The sequence below is a fragment of the Arthrobacter pityocampae genome (genome assembly GCF_002927275.1).
Taxonomy (GTDB): domain Bacteria; phylum Actinomycetota; class Actinomycetes; order Actinomycetales; family Micrococcaceae; genus Arthrobacter_D; species Arthrobacter_D pityocampae.
In genome coordinates this window covers 412,073-426,521 of the sequence record NZ_PRKW01000003.1, presented here as the reverse complement: position 1 = coordinate 426,521, position 14,449 = coordinate 412,073, and the positions used below count along the sequence as shown (strand labels likewise).

General features: G+C 68.7%; 14 protein-coding genes. 9 read left to right on the top strand and 5 right to left on the bottom strand.

Annotation, left to right across the window (positions count from 1 at the left end; translation table 11 throughout):
* Positions 1–14: 14 nt before the first annotated feature.
* Positions 15–794 carry a GVDTG sorting domain-containing protein gene (locus C4K88_RS08345; protein WP_104121159.1) on the bottom strand — a complete coding sequence of 260 codons (780 nt, stop codon included), beginning with the start codon at positions 792–794 and terminating at the stop codon, positions 15–17.
* A gap of 170 nt (positions 795–964) precedes the next feature.
* Here C4K88_RS08345 and C4K88_RS08340 point away from each other — a divergent pair, with 170 nt between their 5' ends.
* Genes C4K88_RS08340 through C4K88_RS08320 form a run of 5 tightly spaced genes read left to right on the top strand, consistent with a single transcriptional unit; the run spans position 965 to position 5,053 of the window.
* Positions 965–1,465: a hypothetical protein gene (locus C4K88_RS08340; RefSeq protein ID WP_104121158.1), complete on the top strand. Its 501-nt coding sequence runs from the start codon at positions 965–967 to the stop codon at positions 1,463–1,465.
* A gap of 43 nt (positions 1,466–1,508) precedes the next feature.
* On the top strand, positions 1,509–2,342 hold the full coding sequence (locus C4K88_RS08335; protein WP_394249759.1) for an exodeoxyribonuclease III: 834 nt from the start codon (positions 1,509–1,511) through the stop codon (positions 2,340–2,342).
* Between the two features lie 16 nt (positions 2,343–2,358).
* Positions 2,359–3,402 (top strand): tryptophan--tRNA ligase, encoded by a 1,044-nt coding sequence (gene trpS / locus C4K88_RS08330; RefSeq protein ID WP_104121156.1) that lies wholly within the window; start codon positions 2,359–2,361, stop codon positions 3,400–3,402.
* 3 nt (positions 3,403–3,405) lie between these two features.
* Entirely contained in the window at positions 3,406–4,005 is a 600-nt protein-coding gene (locus C4K88_RS08325; RefSeq protein ID WP_104121155.1) for a 2'-5' RNA ligase family protein, read from the top strand.
* Positions 3,965–5,053 carry a YihY/virulence factor BrkB family protein gene (locus C4K88_RS08320; protein ID WP_104121154.1) on the top strand — a complete coding sequence of 363 codons (1,089 nt, stop codon included), beginning with the start codon at positions 3,965–3,967 and terminating at the stop codon, positions 5,051–5,053. The genes C4K88_RS08325 and C4K88_RS08320 overlap by 41 nt, the downstream gene beginning before the upstream one ends.
* 82 nt (positions 5,054–5,135) lie before the next feature.
* Here the strand turns inward: C4K88_RS08320 and C4K88_RS08315 are convergent, their stop codons facing one another.
* From C4K88_RS08315 to sdhC, 4 genes are all read right to left on the bottom strand, one after another.
* On the bottom strand, positions 5,136–5,924 hold the full coding sequence (locus C4K88_RS08315) for a succinate dehydrogenase iron-sulfur subunit (RefSeq protein WP_104121153.1): 789 nt from the start codon (positions 5,922–5,924) through the stop codon (positions 5,136–5,138).
* Positions 5,924–7,702: a succinate dehydrogenase flavoprotein subunit gene (gene sdhA / locus C4K88_RS08310; protein ID WP_104121152.1), complete on the bottom strand. Its 1,779-nt coding sequence runs from the start codon at positions 7,700–7,702 to the stop codon at positions 5,924–5,926. The genes C4K88_RS08315 and sdhA overlap by 1 nt, the downstream gene beginning before the upstream one ends.
* 87 nt (positions 7,703–7,789) lie before the next feature.
* Complete coding sequence (locus C4K88_RS08305) at positions 7,790–8,257, bottom strand: succinate dehydrogenase hydrophobic membrane anchor subunit (RefSeq protein ID WP_104121151.1); 468 nt, start codon at positions 8,255–8,257, stop codon at positions 7,790–7,792.
* A gap of 6 nt (positions 8,258–8,263) precedes the next feature.
* Positions 8,264–8,647, bottom strand: a complete 384-nt coding sequence (gene sdhC / locus C4K88_RS08300; protein ID WP_104121150.1) for a succinate dehydrogenase, cytochrome b556 subunit — start codon at positions 8,645–8,647, stop codon at positions 8,264–8,266.
* A gap of 224 nt (positions 8,648–8,871) precedes the next feature.
* On the opposite strand from sdhC, the gene C4K88_RS08295 reads away from it, so the two are divergent.
* The 4 genes from C4K88_RS08295 (at position 8,872) to C4K88_RS08280 (ending at position 14,392) form a co-directional block, all read left to right on the top strand.
* Positions 8,872–10,026, top strand: a complete 1,155-nt coding sequence (locus tag C4K88_RS08295) for a mannose-1-phosphate guanylyltransferase (RefSeq protein ID WP_104121308.1) — start codon at positions 8,872–8,874, stop codon at positions 10,024–10,026.
* A 78-nt stretch (positions 10,027–10,104) separates the two neighbouring features.
* Positions 10,105–11,310: an amidohydrolase gene (locus C4K88_RS08290; protein WP_104121149.1), complete on the top strand. Its 1,206-nt coding sequence runs from the start codon at positions 10,105–10,107 to the stop codon at positions 11,308–11,310.
* Positions 11,311–11,561: 251 nt separating this feature from the next.
* A complete protein-coding gene (locus C4K88_RS08285; RefSeq protein ID WP_167398997.1) occupies positions 11,562–12,671 on the top strand; it encodes a BMP family lipoprotein in 1,110 nt (369 codons plus the stop codon).
* A 176-nt stretch (positions 12,672–12,847) separates the two neighbouring features.
* On the top strand, positions 12,848–14,392 hold the full coding sequence (locus C4K88_RS08280; protein WP_104121148.1) for an ABC transporter ATP-binding protein: 1,545 nt from the start codon (positions 12,848–12,850) through the stop codon (positions 14,390–14,392).
* Positions 14,393–14,449: the final 57 nt, after the last annotated feature.

Genomic DNA, 14,449 nt, shown 5'->3' with positions numbered 1-14,449 from the left:
GTGAGTGATCGGGATTATGCGTTGTCGGCCGTGCGGCGACGGACGACGTAGGTGCCGCCGGCTGCTGCCGCGAGGACCAGGCCGCCACCGAGGGCGATCATGCCCGCGGTGTTGGTGGAGGTCTCGGTGGCAACGCCCGTGTCGGCTCCACCGGCGGGCATTTCGCCCATCTGGGTCGCTACGAGGGTGCCGCAGAGTGCGGGCGAGGTGGCGCCGAGGGGGAGCTCGGGGTCGAGGTCGCTGGGGGAGGCGAACACGTCCTCGGAGACGCCGGCGGTGGCGGGATCGAGACCGTGCACGACGACGACGGCGGTGCCGGCCTCGAGGGAGGCCTTCGTGTCGGCGTCGAGGGTGATCTCACGCTGCACGGAGTAGGTGCCGCCCTGGCCGCCGAGCTCGAGGTTCAGGCCCTCGGCCGGGGTGGTGGCGCCGGAGGTGGTCAGCGTGGTCTGGATGCCGCCGTACAGGCCGGCACCCTCGGTGACGCTGACGATGCCGTCGCCGTTGGCGTCGTCGGCCATCGTGGGGCAGGTGCCCTTGGCGCCGCCGTGGACGTGCTGGACGTGCGGGTAGGGTCCGTCCATGAAGGTCTCGGCGAGGCCGGAGACCTGCAGGTTGACCATGGCGGTGTCGCCGGTGACATCGACGGTGATGCTGCCGGTTCCGGTGGTGCCGTTGAGCTGGCCGAGCGTGGACGAGTAGCTGGCGTCGGCGGCCATGGCCGGGGCTCCTGCCATGGCGACGGTGCCGAGTGCGAGGGCCGGTACGGCCAGGAGACGCATCTTCTTGTTCATGGGTGTTCCTCCATAGTGCGAATGATGCGCACCGATGGGCGCGCATGGCTGTACTTCGGGGTGAGGGCCGTCACGGATGGGAAAACTGGAAGGAAACTTATCAAGGCCTGACAGTTCGCCCGCGGTGGAAGCACCTCGGGGTTCCCCCGGTGATGCGGGAGAATGGTCGGATGCAGTCACTAGGGAGCAACGCAAGGCCTCCGGGCCGGGGTCCGAGCATGCGCATGGGAAGTGCCGGGATGGCGGTCATGCTGATCGTGTTCCTGGTCGCCGTGGTCTTCGCGGCCAACCAGAACGACGTCGTCGGCTGGCTGGTGGTGATCGTCTCCCTCGGCTGGCTCCTCATCTTCAGTTATGTGGTCCTCAGTCTCCGGGGAGCGGCACGGAAGGCGACGGCGCGCCTGGAGGCGCAGGGGGTCTTCGGGCCCGCGGGGCAGGGGCCGTCGGGGCAGGGCACGGTCCAGCCGGCCACGGACCGGGCGCGGGACCTGAAGCTCGACCACAGCTTCAAGATCGTCCAGGTGCAGGTCGGCGTGGTCCGGGAGTACCTCGGCGAGGACGAGGGCATGGTCGAGCGTGCCCTCGAGACGATCGAGATCACCTCGCACAACGCGCGCTCCATGATGAAGGGCTCCACCGAAGGGCCCGTCGAGGGCACCATTGTCGACTGAGGCGCCCGCCGGCCGGATGAATCCCCATACCCTGCCGGGTACAGTGGATCGAGTGAGTCCGGCCTCGAATCCCCCTCAGAAAACCCTGCGCATCGCCTCGGTCAACGTCAACGGAATCCGCGCCGCCTACAAGCGGGGGATGCAGGAATGGCTCGACGGGCGGGACGTCGACGTCCTCTGCCTGCAGGAGGTCAGGGCCCCCGACGCCGTCGTCCGCACCCTGCTGGGCGAGGACTGGCACATCCTCCACACCGAGGCCGAGGCCAAGGGCCGCGCCGGGGTGGCGATCGCCTCCCGGCAGGAACCGTCGGCAACCCGGACGACCATCGGGGACTCCTACTTCGACACGTCCGGCCGCTGGGTGGAGGCGGACTTCGACGTCGACGGCGCGAGCCTCACCGTCGTGAGCGCATACGTGCACTCCGGCGAGGTCGGCACGCAGAAGCAGGATGACAAGTACCGCTTCCTCGACGCCATGATCGCCCGGCTGCCCCAGTTGCGCGACGGCGCCGACCACGCCGTGGTCCTGGGGGACCTCAACGTCGGCCACACCCGCCTCGACATCAGGAACTGGAAGGGCAACCTCAAGAAGGCCGGCTTCCTGCCCGAGGAGCGGGAGTACTTCGACCGTTTCCTCTCGGACGAATGCGGGTTCGTGGACGTGGCACGTCTTCTCGCGGGCGACGTGGACGGCCCGTACACCTGGTGGTCCTGGCGCGGCCAGGCGTTCGACAACGACACCGGCTGGCGGATCGACTACCAGCTGGCCACCCAGGCCCTCGCCAAGAGTGCCGTGACCTCCGACGTGGACAGGGCGCCGAGCTGGGACACGCGGTTCTCGGACCACGCACCGCTCGTCGTCGACTACCAGCTCTAGACTCAGGACTCCCTCCATGACACAGCCCACGCCCGCCGCGCACCCGGCACGGCGGCAGCGCATCCTCTCGGGCATGCAGCCCTCCGCAGGTTCCCTGCACCTCGGCAACTACCTCGGCGCCCTCGTGCATTGGGTCCGCCTGCAGGAGACCTACGACGCCGTCTTCTTCATCCCCGACCTGCACGCGATCACCGCACCGCAGGACCCGCAGGAACTGGCGCACCGCACCCGGACCACCGCCGCGCAGTACATCGCCGGCGGCGTCGATCCGGACCGCGCGACGCTCTTCGTGCAGTCGCACGTCCCCGAACACGCCCAGCTCGCCTGGGTGCTGAACTGCATCACCGGGTTCGGCGAGGCCTCGCGCATGACGCAGTTCAAGGACAAGGCGGCGAAGCAGGGGACTGACACCGCGAGCGTGGGCCTGTTCACCTACCCGATCCTCCAGGCCGCGGACATCCTTCTCTACCAGCCCGACGGCGTCCCGGTGGGGGAGGACCAGCGCCAGCACGTGGAGCTCAGCCGTGACCTCGCGCAGCGCTTCAACACGCGCTTCGGTGAGACGTTCGTGGTGCCGGAGCCCTTCATCCAGAAGGACTCCGCGAAGATCTACGACCTGCAGAACCCCACGGCGAAGATGTCGAAGTCGGCCTCGTCGGCTGCCGGCCTGGTCAATCTCCTCGACGATCCGAAGGTCACCGCCAAGCGCATCCGGTCCGCCGTCACCGACGCCGGCACGGAGATCCGCTTCGACCGGGCCGGCAAGCCGGGGATCTCCAACCTCCTCGCCATCTACTCCGGCCTGTCCGGACGGACCGTGGCGGAGCTCGAGACCGAGTACGAGGGGCGCATGTACGGCCACCTCAAGGTCGATCTCGCGGAGGTCGTGGTGGAGACCCTCGCCCCCGTCCGGCGCCGGGCGGAGGAACTGCTGACCGACCCCGCGGAACTCGACCGGCTCCTCGCCCAGGGCGCCGCGAAGGCACGCGGCCTGGCCGCCCCGACCCTCGCCGAGGTCTACGCGCGCGTCGGTTTCCTCCCGGCCGCAGGGCCTCTCTGACCGATGTGCGCCTCGACGATCCCCTCCCGCGGCGCGGCGGACGCCGCGTCCCTCGCCGGTGCGACGGGCAGCTCGGTGGGGATCACCATCCCGATACCGAAGCCCCTCGCCGGCACCCTCGAGCTGTGGCGGGCGTCCTTCGGTGATCCGATGGCGGCCATCGTGCCGCCGCACATCACCCTCATCACGACGACGCCGGCCACGGACTGGGACGAGACCATCGACCACGTGCGGGCCGTGGCCCGCGACCAGGCCCCATTCACCGTGCGGCTCCACGGCACCGGATCCTTCCGGCCGGTCTCCCCGGTGGTCTTCCTGCGGCTCGTCGAGGGCTTCGACGAGTGCGTCGACCTCCACGGCAGATTGCAGGCGGGGCCACTCGAGCGTGAACTCGCCTTTCCCTTCCATCCGCATCTCACCGTGGCGCACGACGTCTCCGACGCCGGCATGGATGCCGCCGTGAGGGAGCTGCGGACCTTCGAGGCCCGGTTCGAGGTGCGCTCCATGGGACTCTATGAGCACGTGCCGTCGGGGCTCTGGAAGCTGAGGGAGGAGCTGCACTTTGGTCAAGGCACTGACGGCTCCGAAGCCGCCGCAGGCTGACCCGCCCTCCCCGGCCGATCTGCCCGGACTGCACCGGAGGGTCGCCGAATCCCGGATCCGGCTGGGCCGCCTGACCCGGTCCGGCGGCGGCGGCGTCGCGCTCCTCGTCGCCCGGCTGGATCTCGCCCTGTCACGCATCAACACCCTCCGCGTGGTGCGCGTCTTCCAGCTGTACCTGCGGAGGCGCGGTCCGCTCATGGCCGCGGGGCTCGCCTACCGCCTCTTCTTCGCCATCGCGGCGCTGCTCGTGGTGGCGTTCGCGGCCCTGGGGATCATCATCGCCGGGAACGAGGACCTGCAGACGATCGCCGTGGACCTGCTCGACCAGGCCGTCCCCGGCCTCATCGACAAGGGGGAGGGGCATCCGGGGCTCGTGGCGCCCGACACCCTGTTCGAGGCCACGAGCGGCCTCGGCTGGACCATCGTCATCTCCGCGGGCGTGATGGTGGTGACCTCCCTGGGCTGGATCGGCGGCATGCGCCAGGCGATGCGGGGCATCTTCGGCCTGCACCCCGTGGCCGTGATCCCGCTCGTGCTCTGGGCCAAGGACCTCGTGACCCTGGCCCTCCTCGGGGTGGTGATGGTCGTGACCACGGCACTCGGCGTGATCGCCACGAACACCCTCGGGGCGGTGCTCTCCTTCCTCGACCTGGGCGGGGCCACCCACGGGCTGACCCAGGCCGCGGGGTTCGCGATCATGGTCCTGCTGGACACCTTCGTCGTCGTGGTCCTGCTGCGGTCCTCCTCCGCGATCACGATGCCGAGGTCGATCCTCCTGCAGGGGGCCCTCATCGCCGGCCTGGGGACCTCGGTGCTCCGGTTCTTCTCGACGCAGATCGTCGGGCTCTTCGGCAACAGCGTGGTCCTGCTGTCCGTCGCGGTCGTCGTGGCCCTGTTCGTCTGGTTCTACCTGCTGAGCCAGGTCTACCTGCTCGCCACGGCCTGGTGCGCCGTGGGGGCGGCGGATGCTGCCGCCGAGTCAGCGCGCCTGCAGCACGCCAAGGCCGGATCGCTCCGGCAGCGGAGCCGGCGCGGGCACCGCACCTGACCCCATGGGAAAGGGCGGCCCGTCGAGACGGACCGCCCTTCCATGTCATACCGCACCCACCGGACCGCTCCGGCGCCGCGGATCAGATCCTGCGGGTCAGGATCGCCTGCTTGACCTCGGAGATGGCCTTGGTGACCTGGATGCCGCGGGGGCACGCCTCCGAGCAGTTGAAGGTGGTCCGGCAGCGCCAGACTCCCTCCTTGTCGTTGAGGATCTCCAGGCGCATGTCCCCGGCGTCGTCGCGTGAGTCGAAGATGAACCGGTGGGCGTTGACGATCGCCGCCGGGCCGAAGTACTGGCCGTCGGTCCAGAACACGGGGCACGACGACGTGCACGCGGCGCACAGGATGCACTTGGTGGTGTCGTCGTAGCGGTCGCGTTCCTCGGCGGACTGCAGGCGTTCCTTGCTGGGCTCGTGGCCCTTGCTCACCAGGAACGGCATGATCTCCCGGTAGGACTGGAAGAACGGTTCCATGTCCACGATCAGGTCCTTCTCCACGGGGAGGCCCTTGATGGGTTCCACGAGGATGGGCTTGGACGTGTCGAGGTCCTTCAGCAGGGTCTTGCAGGCGAGGCGGTTGCGGCCGTTGATGCGCATGGCGTCCGATCCGCACACGCCGTGGGCGCAGGAGCGGCGGAAGGACACCGAACCGTCATGCTCCCACTTCACCTTGTGCAGGGCGTCCAGCACACGGTCGGTGCCGTACATGGTGAGCTGCCATTCGTCCCAGTGCGCCTCGTCGGACACCTCGGGATTGTAGCGGCGGACCTTCAAAGTGATGTCGAACGTGGGGATCTCTCCTCCGCCGCCGACGCCGGGCGCGAGCTCGACCTTGGAGGCCGGCTCCTTCTCCATCGTTTCTGTGCTCATCAGTACTTACGCTCCATGGGCTGGTATCGGGTGAAGATCACCGGTTTGGTCTCAAGGCGGACGCCACTGGTGAGGGTGGCGCTGGGGTCCTTGTAGGCCATGGAATGGGTCATGAAATTCTCGTCGTCGCGCTCCGGGAAGTCCTCCCGGAAGTGGCCCCCCCGGGATTCCCGGCGGTGCAGGGCAGCGGCGGTCATGACCTTCGCCATGTCCAGGAGGAACCCGAGCTCCACGGCTTCGAGCAGGTCGAGGTTGAACCGCTTGCCCTTGTCCTGCACGGTGATGCGCGAGTACCGCTCCTCCAGGGAGTCGATGACGCGCAGCGCCTCGAGGAGGGTCTCCTCGGTGCGGAACACCTGGACATTGGCGTCCATGATGTCCTGCAGTTCCTTGCGGATCAGCGCCACGCGCTCCCCGCCCTCCGAGCTGCGCGCCCGGTTCAGGAGTTCCTCGGTCTCGGCCGTGGGGTTCTCCGGGATGTCGACGAAGTCGGCGGTGAGGGCGTACTCCGCGGCGGCCAGTCCTGCGCGCTTCCCGAACACGTTGATGTCGAGGAGCGAGTTGGTGCCGAGGCGGTTGGAGCCGTGGACGGAGACGCACGCGACCTCGCCGGCGGCGTACAGGCCGGGGACCACGGTGTCGTTGTCCGCGAGCACCTCGGCCTTGATGTTGGTCGGGATGCCGCCCATCGCGTAGTGGGCCGTCGGGAAGACGGGGACCGGCTCCGTGTAGGGCTCCACACCGAGGTACGTGCGGGCGAACTCGGTGATGTCGGGCAGCTTCGCGTCGATGTGCGCGGGCTCCAGGTGCGTCAGGTCGAGGAGGACGTAGTCCTTGTTCGGTCCGGCACCGCGGCCCTCGCGGACCTCGTTCGCCATGGACCGCGCCACGATGTCACGCGGCGCGAGGTCCTTGATGGTGGGGGCGTACCGCTCCATGAAGCGCTCACCCTCCGAGTTGCGGAGGATGGCTCCCTCGCCGCGGGCGGCCTCCGACAGGAGGATACCGAGGCCTGCGAGGCCGGTCGGGTGGAACTGGAAGAACTCCATGTCCTCGAGGGGGATGCCGCGGCGGAACGCGATCCCCATGCCGTCGCCGGTCAGGGTGTGGGCGTTGGAGGTGGTCTTGTAGACCTTGCCCACGCCGCCCGAGGCGAACACCACGGACTTCGCCTGGAAGATGTGCAGCTCTCCCGAGGCGAGGTCGTAGGAGACGACGCCGGCGACGCGCTTCTCGATGCGCGTCACGCCGTCGACCGTGACTTCCTGGTCGACCATGAGGAGGTCCAGGACGTAGTACTCGTTGTAGAACTCGACGTTGTGCTTGACGCAGTTCTGGTAGAGCGTCTGGAGGATCATGTGGCCGGTGCGGTCGGCCGCGTAGCAGGACCGGCGGACGGGGGCCTTGCCGTGGTCGCGCGTGTGGCCGCCGAAGCGCCTCTGGTCGATGCGACCCTCGGGCGTCCGGTTGAACGGCAGGCCCATCTTCTCGAGGTCGAGGACGGCCTCGATGGCCTCCTTCGCCATGACCTCGGCGGCGTCCTGGTCGACGAGGTAGTCACCGCCCTTGACGGTGTCGAACGTGTGCCACTCCCAGTTGTCCTCTTCGACGTTGGCGAGTGCCGCGCACATGCCGCCCTGGGCGGCTCCGGTGTGCGAGCGGGTGGGGTAGAGCTTCGTCAGGACGGCGGTGCGGGCCCGCTGGCCGGATTCGATGGCCGCGCGCATTCCTGCGCCGCCCGCCCCGACGATGACGACGTCGTACTTGTGGACCTGCATGCTGGTCGCTCTTTCTGTTGAAACCGTTGTGGCTGCATGTCCGCCCCGGGGGACCGTCATGCGGGGACTGCCGGTGCGCGGCAGGTGTTACGGGGCGGGGCAGTAGTCCGCGACGTGGGCGACGCCGTTGATCACGGGGCAGGGGTCGAACGTGAAGATCACGAGCGTGCCGAGGACCACGATGACGACGGTGGACGTGTATAGGACGCCCTTCAGCCACATCCGCGTGCTGTTCTTCTCCGCGTAGTCGTTGATGATCACCCGGATGCCGTTGGTGCCGTGCAGCATGGCCAGCCACAGCATGGTCAGGTCCCAGATCTGCCAGATGGGGCTCGCCCACTTGCCGGCGACGAACCCGAAGTCGATGCCGCTGATGCCGTCACCGGCGACGAGGTTCACGTAGAGGTGCACGAAGATCAGCACCACCAGGATGGCGCCGGAGATGCGCATGAACAGCCAGGCGATCATCTCGAAGTTGCCGCGTGAATTCGCGGTGCGGGAGTAGCCGGGGGACACCCGGCCGGAGCGGGGGCTTTCGATGGTTGGCGTAGCCATGGGGTCCTATCCTCCGAAGACGTGCGAGAGATGGCGGATCGAGAAGGCGATCATGACGACCGCCCAGAGGCCGACGACGCTCCAGAGCATCTGGCGCTGGTACTTGGGACCCTTCTTCCAGAAGTCCACCAGGATCAGGCGGATGCCGTTGAAGGCGTGGAAGACGATCGCCGCGACGAGGCCGAGCTCGCCGAGACCCATGATCGGGTTCTTGTAGGAGGCGATGACGGCGTCGTAGGCCTCCGGGGAGACCCGCACGAGCGAGGTGTCCAGGACGTGGACGAGGAGGAAGAAGAAAATCACGACCCCGGTGATGCGGTGCGCGACCCACGACCATTGGCCTTCCCGGCCACGGTAGAGGGTGCCCGTTGGTGACAGTGTCTTCGACATTGATATGACCTCCCTGCATCGCGAGGGCGTTAGCGCTATATACGCAGGGATTACGCCGGTGCGACAGCACTCTTCAGATAAGAATAATCTAGGTCGGTGACATTTCCGGTTCAACGTAGGCGCCCCTCACCTGTGACCTTGTTAACACCGTGTCCGTGCCGCCCGCCGACACGGACACCGGGGGAGGAAGCCGGGCCCGGCACGCGTCGGTTACCGTGGAACGGATGAGTACCGAGAGGGCGGCTGCCCATACCCCTGACAACGAGCGCCCCGACGACGTCCTCGCGCGCTTCCACGGCGTCATCCCCGCGGGCGGCACCGGCACGCGGCTGTGGCCGCTCTCGCGGGCGGCGGCACCCAAGTTCCTGCACGACCTCACCGGGTCCGGCAGCACCCTGATCCGCGCCACCTACGACCGCCTCCGGCCGCTCTGCGACGGACGCACGATGGTCGTCACCGGCGTCGTCCACCGACGCGCCGTGCTCGAGCAGCTCCCGGAGATCGAGGACCTGAACCTCGTCCTCGAGTCGGAGCCGAAGGATTCCGGGGCGGCGATCGGCCTCGCGGCGGCCATCCTGCACCGGAGGGACCCCCGCATCATCATGGGGTCCTTCGCGGCCGACCAGGTCATCGCGCCTGTCGAGGTCTTCCAGGACGCCGTCCGGGAGGCCATCCATACGGCCGCCCGCGGCTACATCGTCACCATCGGCATCAAGCCGACCCACGCATCGACCGGCTTCGGGTACATCCGCGCCGGCGAGCCCCTCGCGGTGGACGGGGCGCCGAGCGCGCACGCCGTCATCGAATTCGTGGAGAAGCCGTCCCAGGACGTCGCCGACGGCTACATCGAGAGCGGCAACTACTCCTGGAACGCGGGCATGTTCGTGGCGCCGGTGGACCTCATGCTCAAGCACCTCTCCGCCAACGAGCCGGAGCTCTACGCGGGCCTCACCGAGATCGCCGAGGCCTGGGACACCCCCCGCCGCGTCGAGGTCGCCCGCCGCGTCTGGCCGACGCTGCCGAAGATCGCCATCGACTACGCCGTCGCGGAGCCTGCCGCCGCCGCGGGCGACGTCGCCATGATCCCCGGCGAGTTCAGCTGGGACGACGTCGGCGACTTCGCGGCCATCGGCCGGCTGAACCCGGCCGAGGAGAACAGCGAGCTCACCGTGATGGGGGAGGGCGCGCGCGTCTTCTCGGAGAACGCCTCGGGCATCGTCGTCTCGGACACCAAGCGGGTGATCGCGCTGATCGGGATCGACGACGTCGTCATCGTGGACACCCCCGACGCCCTGCTCGTGACCACCAAGGAGCACGCCCAGGAGGTCAAGACCGCGGTCGAGAGACTCCGGGCCAGCGGCGACACCGACGTGCTCTAGGAGCGCAAGCAATCGGGCGGACACGGCACGGGAGCAATGAAGTGCCGCCCGCCCGCCGCCGGTCGGTAGGCTGAGCAGGTGGAAACGTACAGCACCCAGAGCCCCCCTGCGTCACGGGCACGTGCATCCCTCGACACGTTGCTCGACGAGCTGACCGGCATCCGGCGTGACATCCACCGCCACCCCGAGCTCTCCTTCAAGGAGCACCGCACCACCGATCTGCTCGTCGCACGGCTGCGGGAGGCGGGCCTCGTCCCGCAGCGGCTGGAGGGCACGGGCGTCGTCGTCGACGTCGGCCAGGGGCCGCTCCGCCTCGGCCTGCGGGCGGACATCGACGCCCTGCCGATCGTCGAGGAGACGGATCTCCCCTACGCGTCGGCGTCGACCGGCGTCACGCACGCCTGCGGCCACGACATCCACACGACGGTGATGCTCGGCGTCGCGCTCGTCCTCGCCGACCTCGACCGCGAGCAGCCCCTGCCGGGCACGGTGCGGATCATCTTCCAGCCCGCCGAGGAGATGATGCCCGGCGGCGCCCTCGACGTGATCGCCCAGGGGGTGCTCACCGGCCTGCCGCGGATCCTCGCACTGCACTGCGACCCGCGGATCGACGTCGGCCTGGTCGGCACGCGCATCGGCGCGATCACGTCGGCGTCGGACACCATCCGCGTCGAGCTGAGCGGCCGCGGCGGCCACACCTCGCGCCCGCACCTCACCGAGGACCTCGTGTTCGCACTGGCGTCCATCGCCGTGAACGTGCCGGCCGTGCTCTCGCGGCGGATCGACGTGCGCAGCGCCGTCTCCCTCGTATGGGGACAGATCCACGCAGGGTCCGCCCCCAACGCGATCCCGGCACACGGCTACATGTCCGGCACGCTGCGCTGCCTCGACGCCGACGCCTGGACGTCCGCCGGCGAGCTGCTGGACCGCGCCGTCCGCGAGGTCGCGGCACCGTTCGGCGTGGACGTGAAGCTGGAGCACACCCGCGGCGTCCCCCCGGTGGTGAACCAGGAGGCGGAGACCGGACTGCTCGAGGCGGCGGCCCGCGCCGAACTCGGCCCCGGCGCCATCGTGCTGACGCCGCAGTCCATGGGCGGCGAGGACTTCGCCTGGATGACGCAGGCGGTGCCCGGCGCCATGATGCGGCTGGGCACGCGGACGCCCGGCGGGGAGACGTACGACCTGCACCGCGGCGACTACCGGCCGGACGAGCGGGCCATCGGGTACGGCATCCGCGTCATGACCGCAGCCGCCCTGCAGACCGTGTTCGACGCCGACCGGTAGGGGCCCGGCCGGGACCTGCAGGAGGACGTACTCAGGCCCCTGTGCATAACGAAAGAAAAACGATCATCGGCCGCGATGGGCCCGTGTAGTGTTCCCCGTCACTTGGCCCTTAGGATGATCGCATACGTGCTGCACCGACGGTGTCGCGGCGCCACGGTCTTCCAGTGACAACAGAGCCTCGGATCAATCGCGACCGGGATGGACACTCGCTGGTATCCCTTTCCGTGGCGCATATCTCTCCTGGAGGCATTTTGAAGAACTCACTGCGCAAAATCTCGCGCGGCACCGGCCTGTCCGCGGCCGTTCTCGGCGTATCCGCCCTCGTCCTCTCCGGCTGCGGGGCGCCGCCGGCCGAGGAGTCGTCCGGCGGCTCGAGTGCCGCGGCGAATTCCGACTACCTCGGCTGCATCGTCTCCGACTCCGGCGGATTCGACGACCGCTCGTTCAACCAGTCCAGCTACGAGGGCCTGAAGAAGGCCGAGGCGGACCTCGGCATCAAGATCAACCAGGCCGAGTCGCAGGCCGAGACGGACTTCGGCCCGAACGTCGACCAGATGGTCCAGGCCGGCTGCAACCTCACCGTCACCGTGGGCTTCCTGCTCGCCGACACCACGAAGGCCGCCGCCGAGCAGAACACCGAGGCGAACTTCGCGATCGTCGACGACAACTCGATCGACCTGCCGAACGTCAAGCCGATCATCTACGACACGGCGCAGGCGGCGTTCCTCGCCGGCTACGCGGCGGCCGCGACGAGCGAGACCGGCAAGGTGGCAACGTTCGGCGGCATCAACATCCCGACCGTGACCATCTTCATGGACGGCTTCGCCGACGGCGTGAAGTACTTCAACGAGGAGACCGGCGGCGACGTCCAGCTCCTCGGCTGGGACAAGGAGAGCCAGAACGGCACCTTCGTGGGCAACTTCGAGGACGCCGCGGCCGGCAAGACCAACACCCAGAACTTCATCAACGAGGGCGCGGACATCATCATGCCGGTCGCCGGTCCGGTCGGCTCCGGCACGCTCGACGCCGTCATCGAGGCCAACGCGGGTGGCAAGGACGTCAAGGCCATCTGGGTCGACTCCGACGGCTACGAGACCGCGGGCAAGGGCGAGGAGTTCATCCTCACCTCGGTCATGAAGCTCATGGGCGACGCCGTCGAGGACGTCATCAGCACCGACGTCGAGGGCACCTTCGACAACTCCCCGTACGTGGGCACCCTGGAGAACGGCGGCGTCGCACTGGCGCCGTTCCACGACCAGGAGGCCAACGTCCCCGCCGACCTGCAGGTGACCCTGGACGGGCTGAAGGAGCAGATCATCTCGGGCGAGATCACGGTCGAATCGGCCGCCAGCCCGAAGTAGCACGACAACGCACCAGCACCGCCTTCCTCCCCGCGGGTCCACCCCGGGAGGAAGGCGGTTTGCGTTCGACGCCGGTGGGTGCACCGATGCCCCGCCCGGTATCCTTTTCCCTGGCTTCCGCTCGAGACGCGACGCGTCAGGACATGACCCAAGAAACAGAACAGGGTGGATGAGTTGTGAAACTCGAACTGATCGGCATCACGAAGCGCTTCGGATCGCTCGTCGCCAACGACGCCATCGACCTCGTCGTCGAACCGGGACAGGTGCACAGCCTGCTCGGTGAGAACGGGGCCGGGAAGTCGACGCTCATGAACGTGCTGTACGGACTGTACGACCCCACCGAGGGCGAGATCCTCGTGGACGACAAGCCCGTGACCTTCAAGGGCCCCGGGGACGCCATGGCCGCCGGGATCGGCATGGTGCACCAGCACTTCATGCTCGTGCCGGTCTTCACCGTGGCGGAGAACGTGGCCCTCGGCAATGAGGCCGTCAAGGCGGGCGGCATGCTCGACCTCCAGAAGACGCGCACGCGCATCCGGCAGATCTCCGACCAGTACGGGTTCGACGTCGATCCCGATGCCGTGGTCGAGGACCTGCCCGTCGGCGTGCAGCAGCGCGTCGAGATCATCAAGGCCCTCGTGCGCGACGCCGAGGTGCTCATCCTGGACGAGCCCACCGCCGTGCTGACCCCCAAGGAGACCGACGAGCTGCTCGGCATCATGGGCCAGCTCAAGGCCGACGGGAAGTCCATCGTCTTCATCTCGCACAAGCTCCGCGAGGTCAAGGCCGTCTCCGACGTCATCACGGTCATCCGCCGCGGCAAGGTCGTCGGTACGGCCGATCCGGGCGCGTCGACCACCGAGCTCGCGTCCCTCATGGTGGGGCGCTCGGTCAGCCTCACGCTCGACAAGCAGCCCGCCACCCCCGGCGAGGTGACCTTCCGGGTCCAGGACCTCACGGTCCAGGCCGCCAACGGCCAGCGCGTCGTCGACGGCCTCAGCTTCGACGTGGCGAAGGGGGAGATCCTCGCCATCGCCGGTGTGCAGGGCAACGGGCAGACCGAGCTCACCGAGGCGATCATGGGGCTCCAGGACCACGTCACGGGCTCGATCACGCTCGGCGGCCAGGAGCTCCTGGGCCGCAGCGTCAAGGACGTCATCCGCGCCGGCGTGGGCTTCGTCCCCGAGGACCGCAGCGTGGACGGGCTCGTCGGCACGTTCTCGGTCGCCGAGAACCTCGTCCTCAACCGCTACGACGACGCCCCGTTCGCGCGCGGCCTGTCGATGTCGCCGGCGGTCATCGAGAAGAACGCCGAGGAGAAGATCGCCGAGTACGACATCCGGACGCAGTCCGCGACCGCGGCCGCGGGGACGCTGTCCGGCGGGAACCAGCAGAAGGTCGTCATGGCCCGCGAGTTCTCGCGCCCGCTCGAACTGTTCATCGCCTCGCAGCCCACCCGCGGCGTCGACGTCGGATCCATCGAGTTCCTGCACCGGCGCATCATCGCGGAGCGCGACGGCGGCACCCCCGTCATCATCGTCTCGACCGAGCTCGACGAGGTCCTGGAACTCGCCGACCGCATCGCCGTGCTGTACCGCGGGCGCCTCATGGGCATCGTGCCCGGCGCGGCATCACGCGATGTCCTCGGCCTGATGATGGCCGGCATGTCCGGCGACGAAGCACTGGCCCAGGTACACGACGTTCAAGGAGGAAACCTGTGAGCCCGCAGGACGACAGGCCGGTACCCCCGGCGACCGGCGGCGACGCCCCACGCAGCC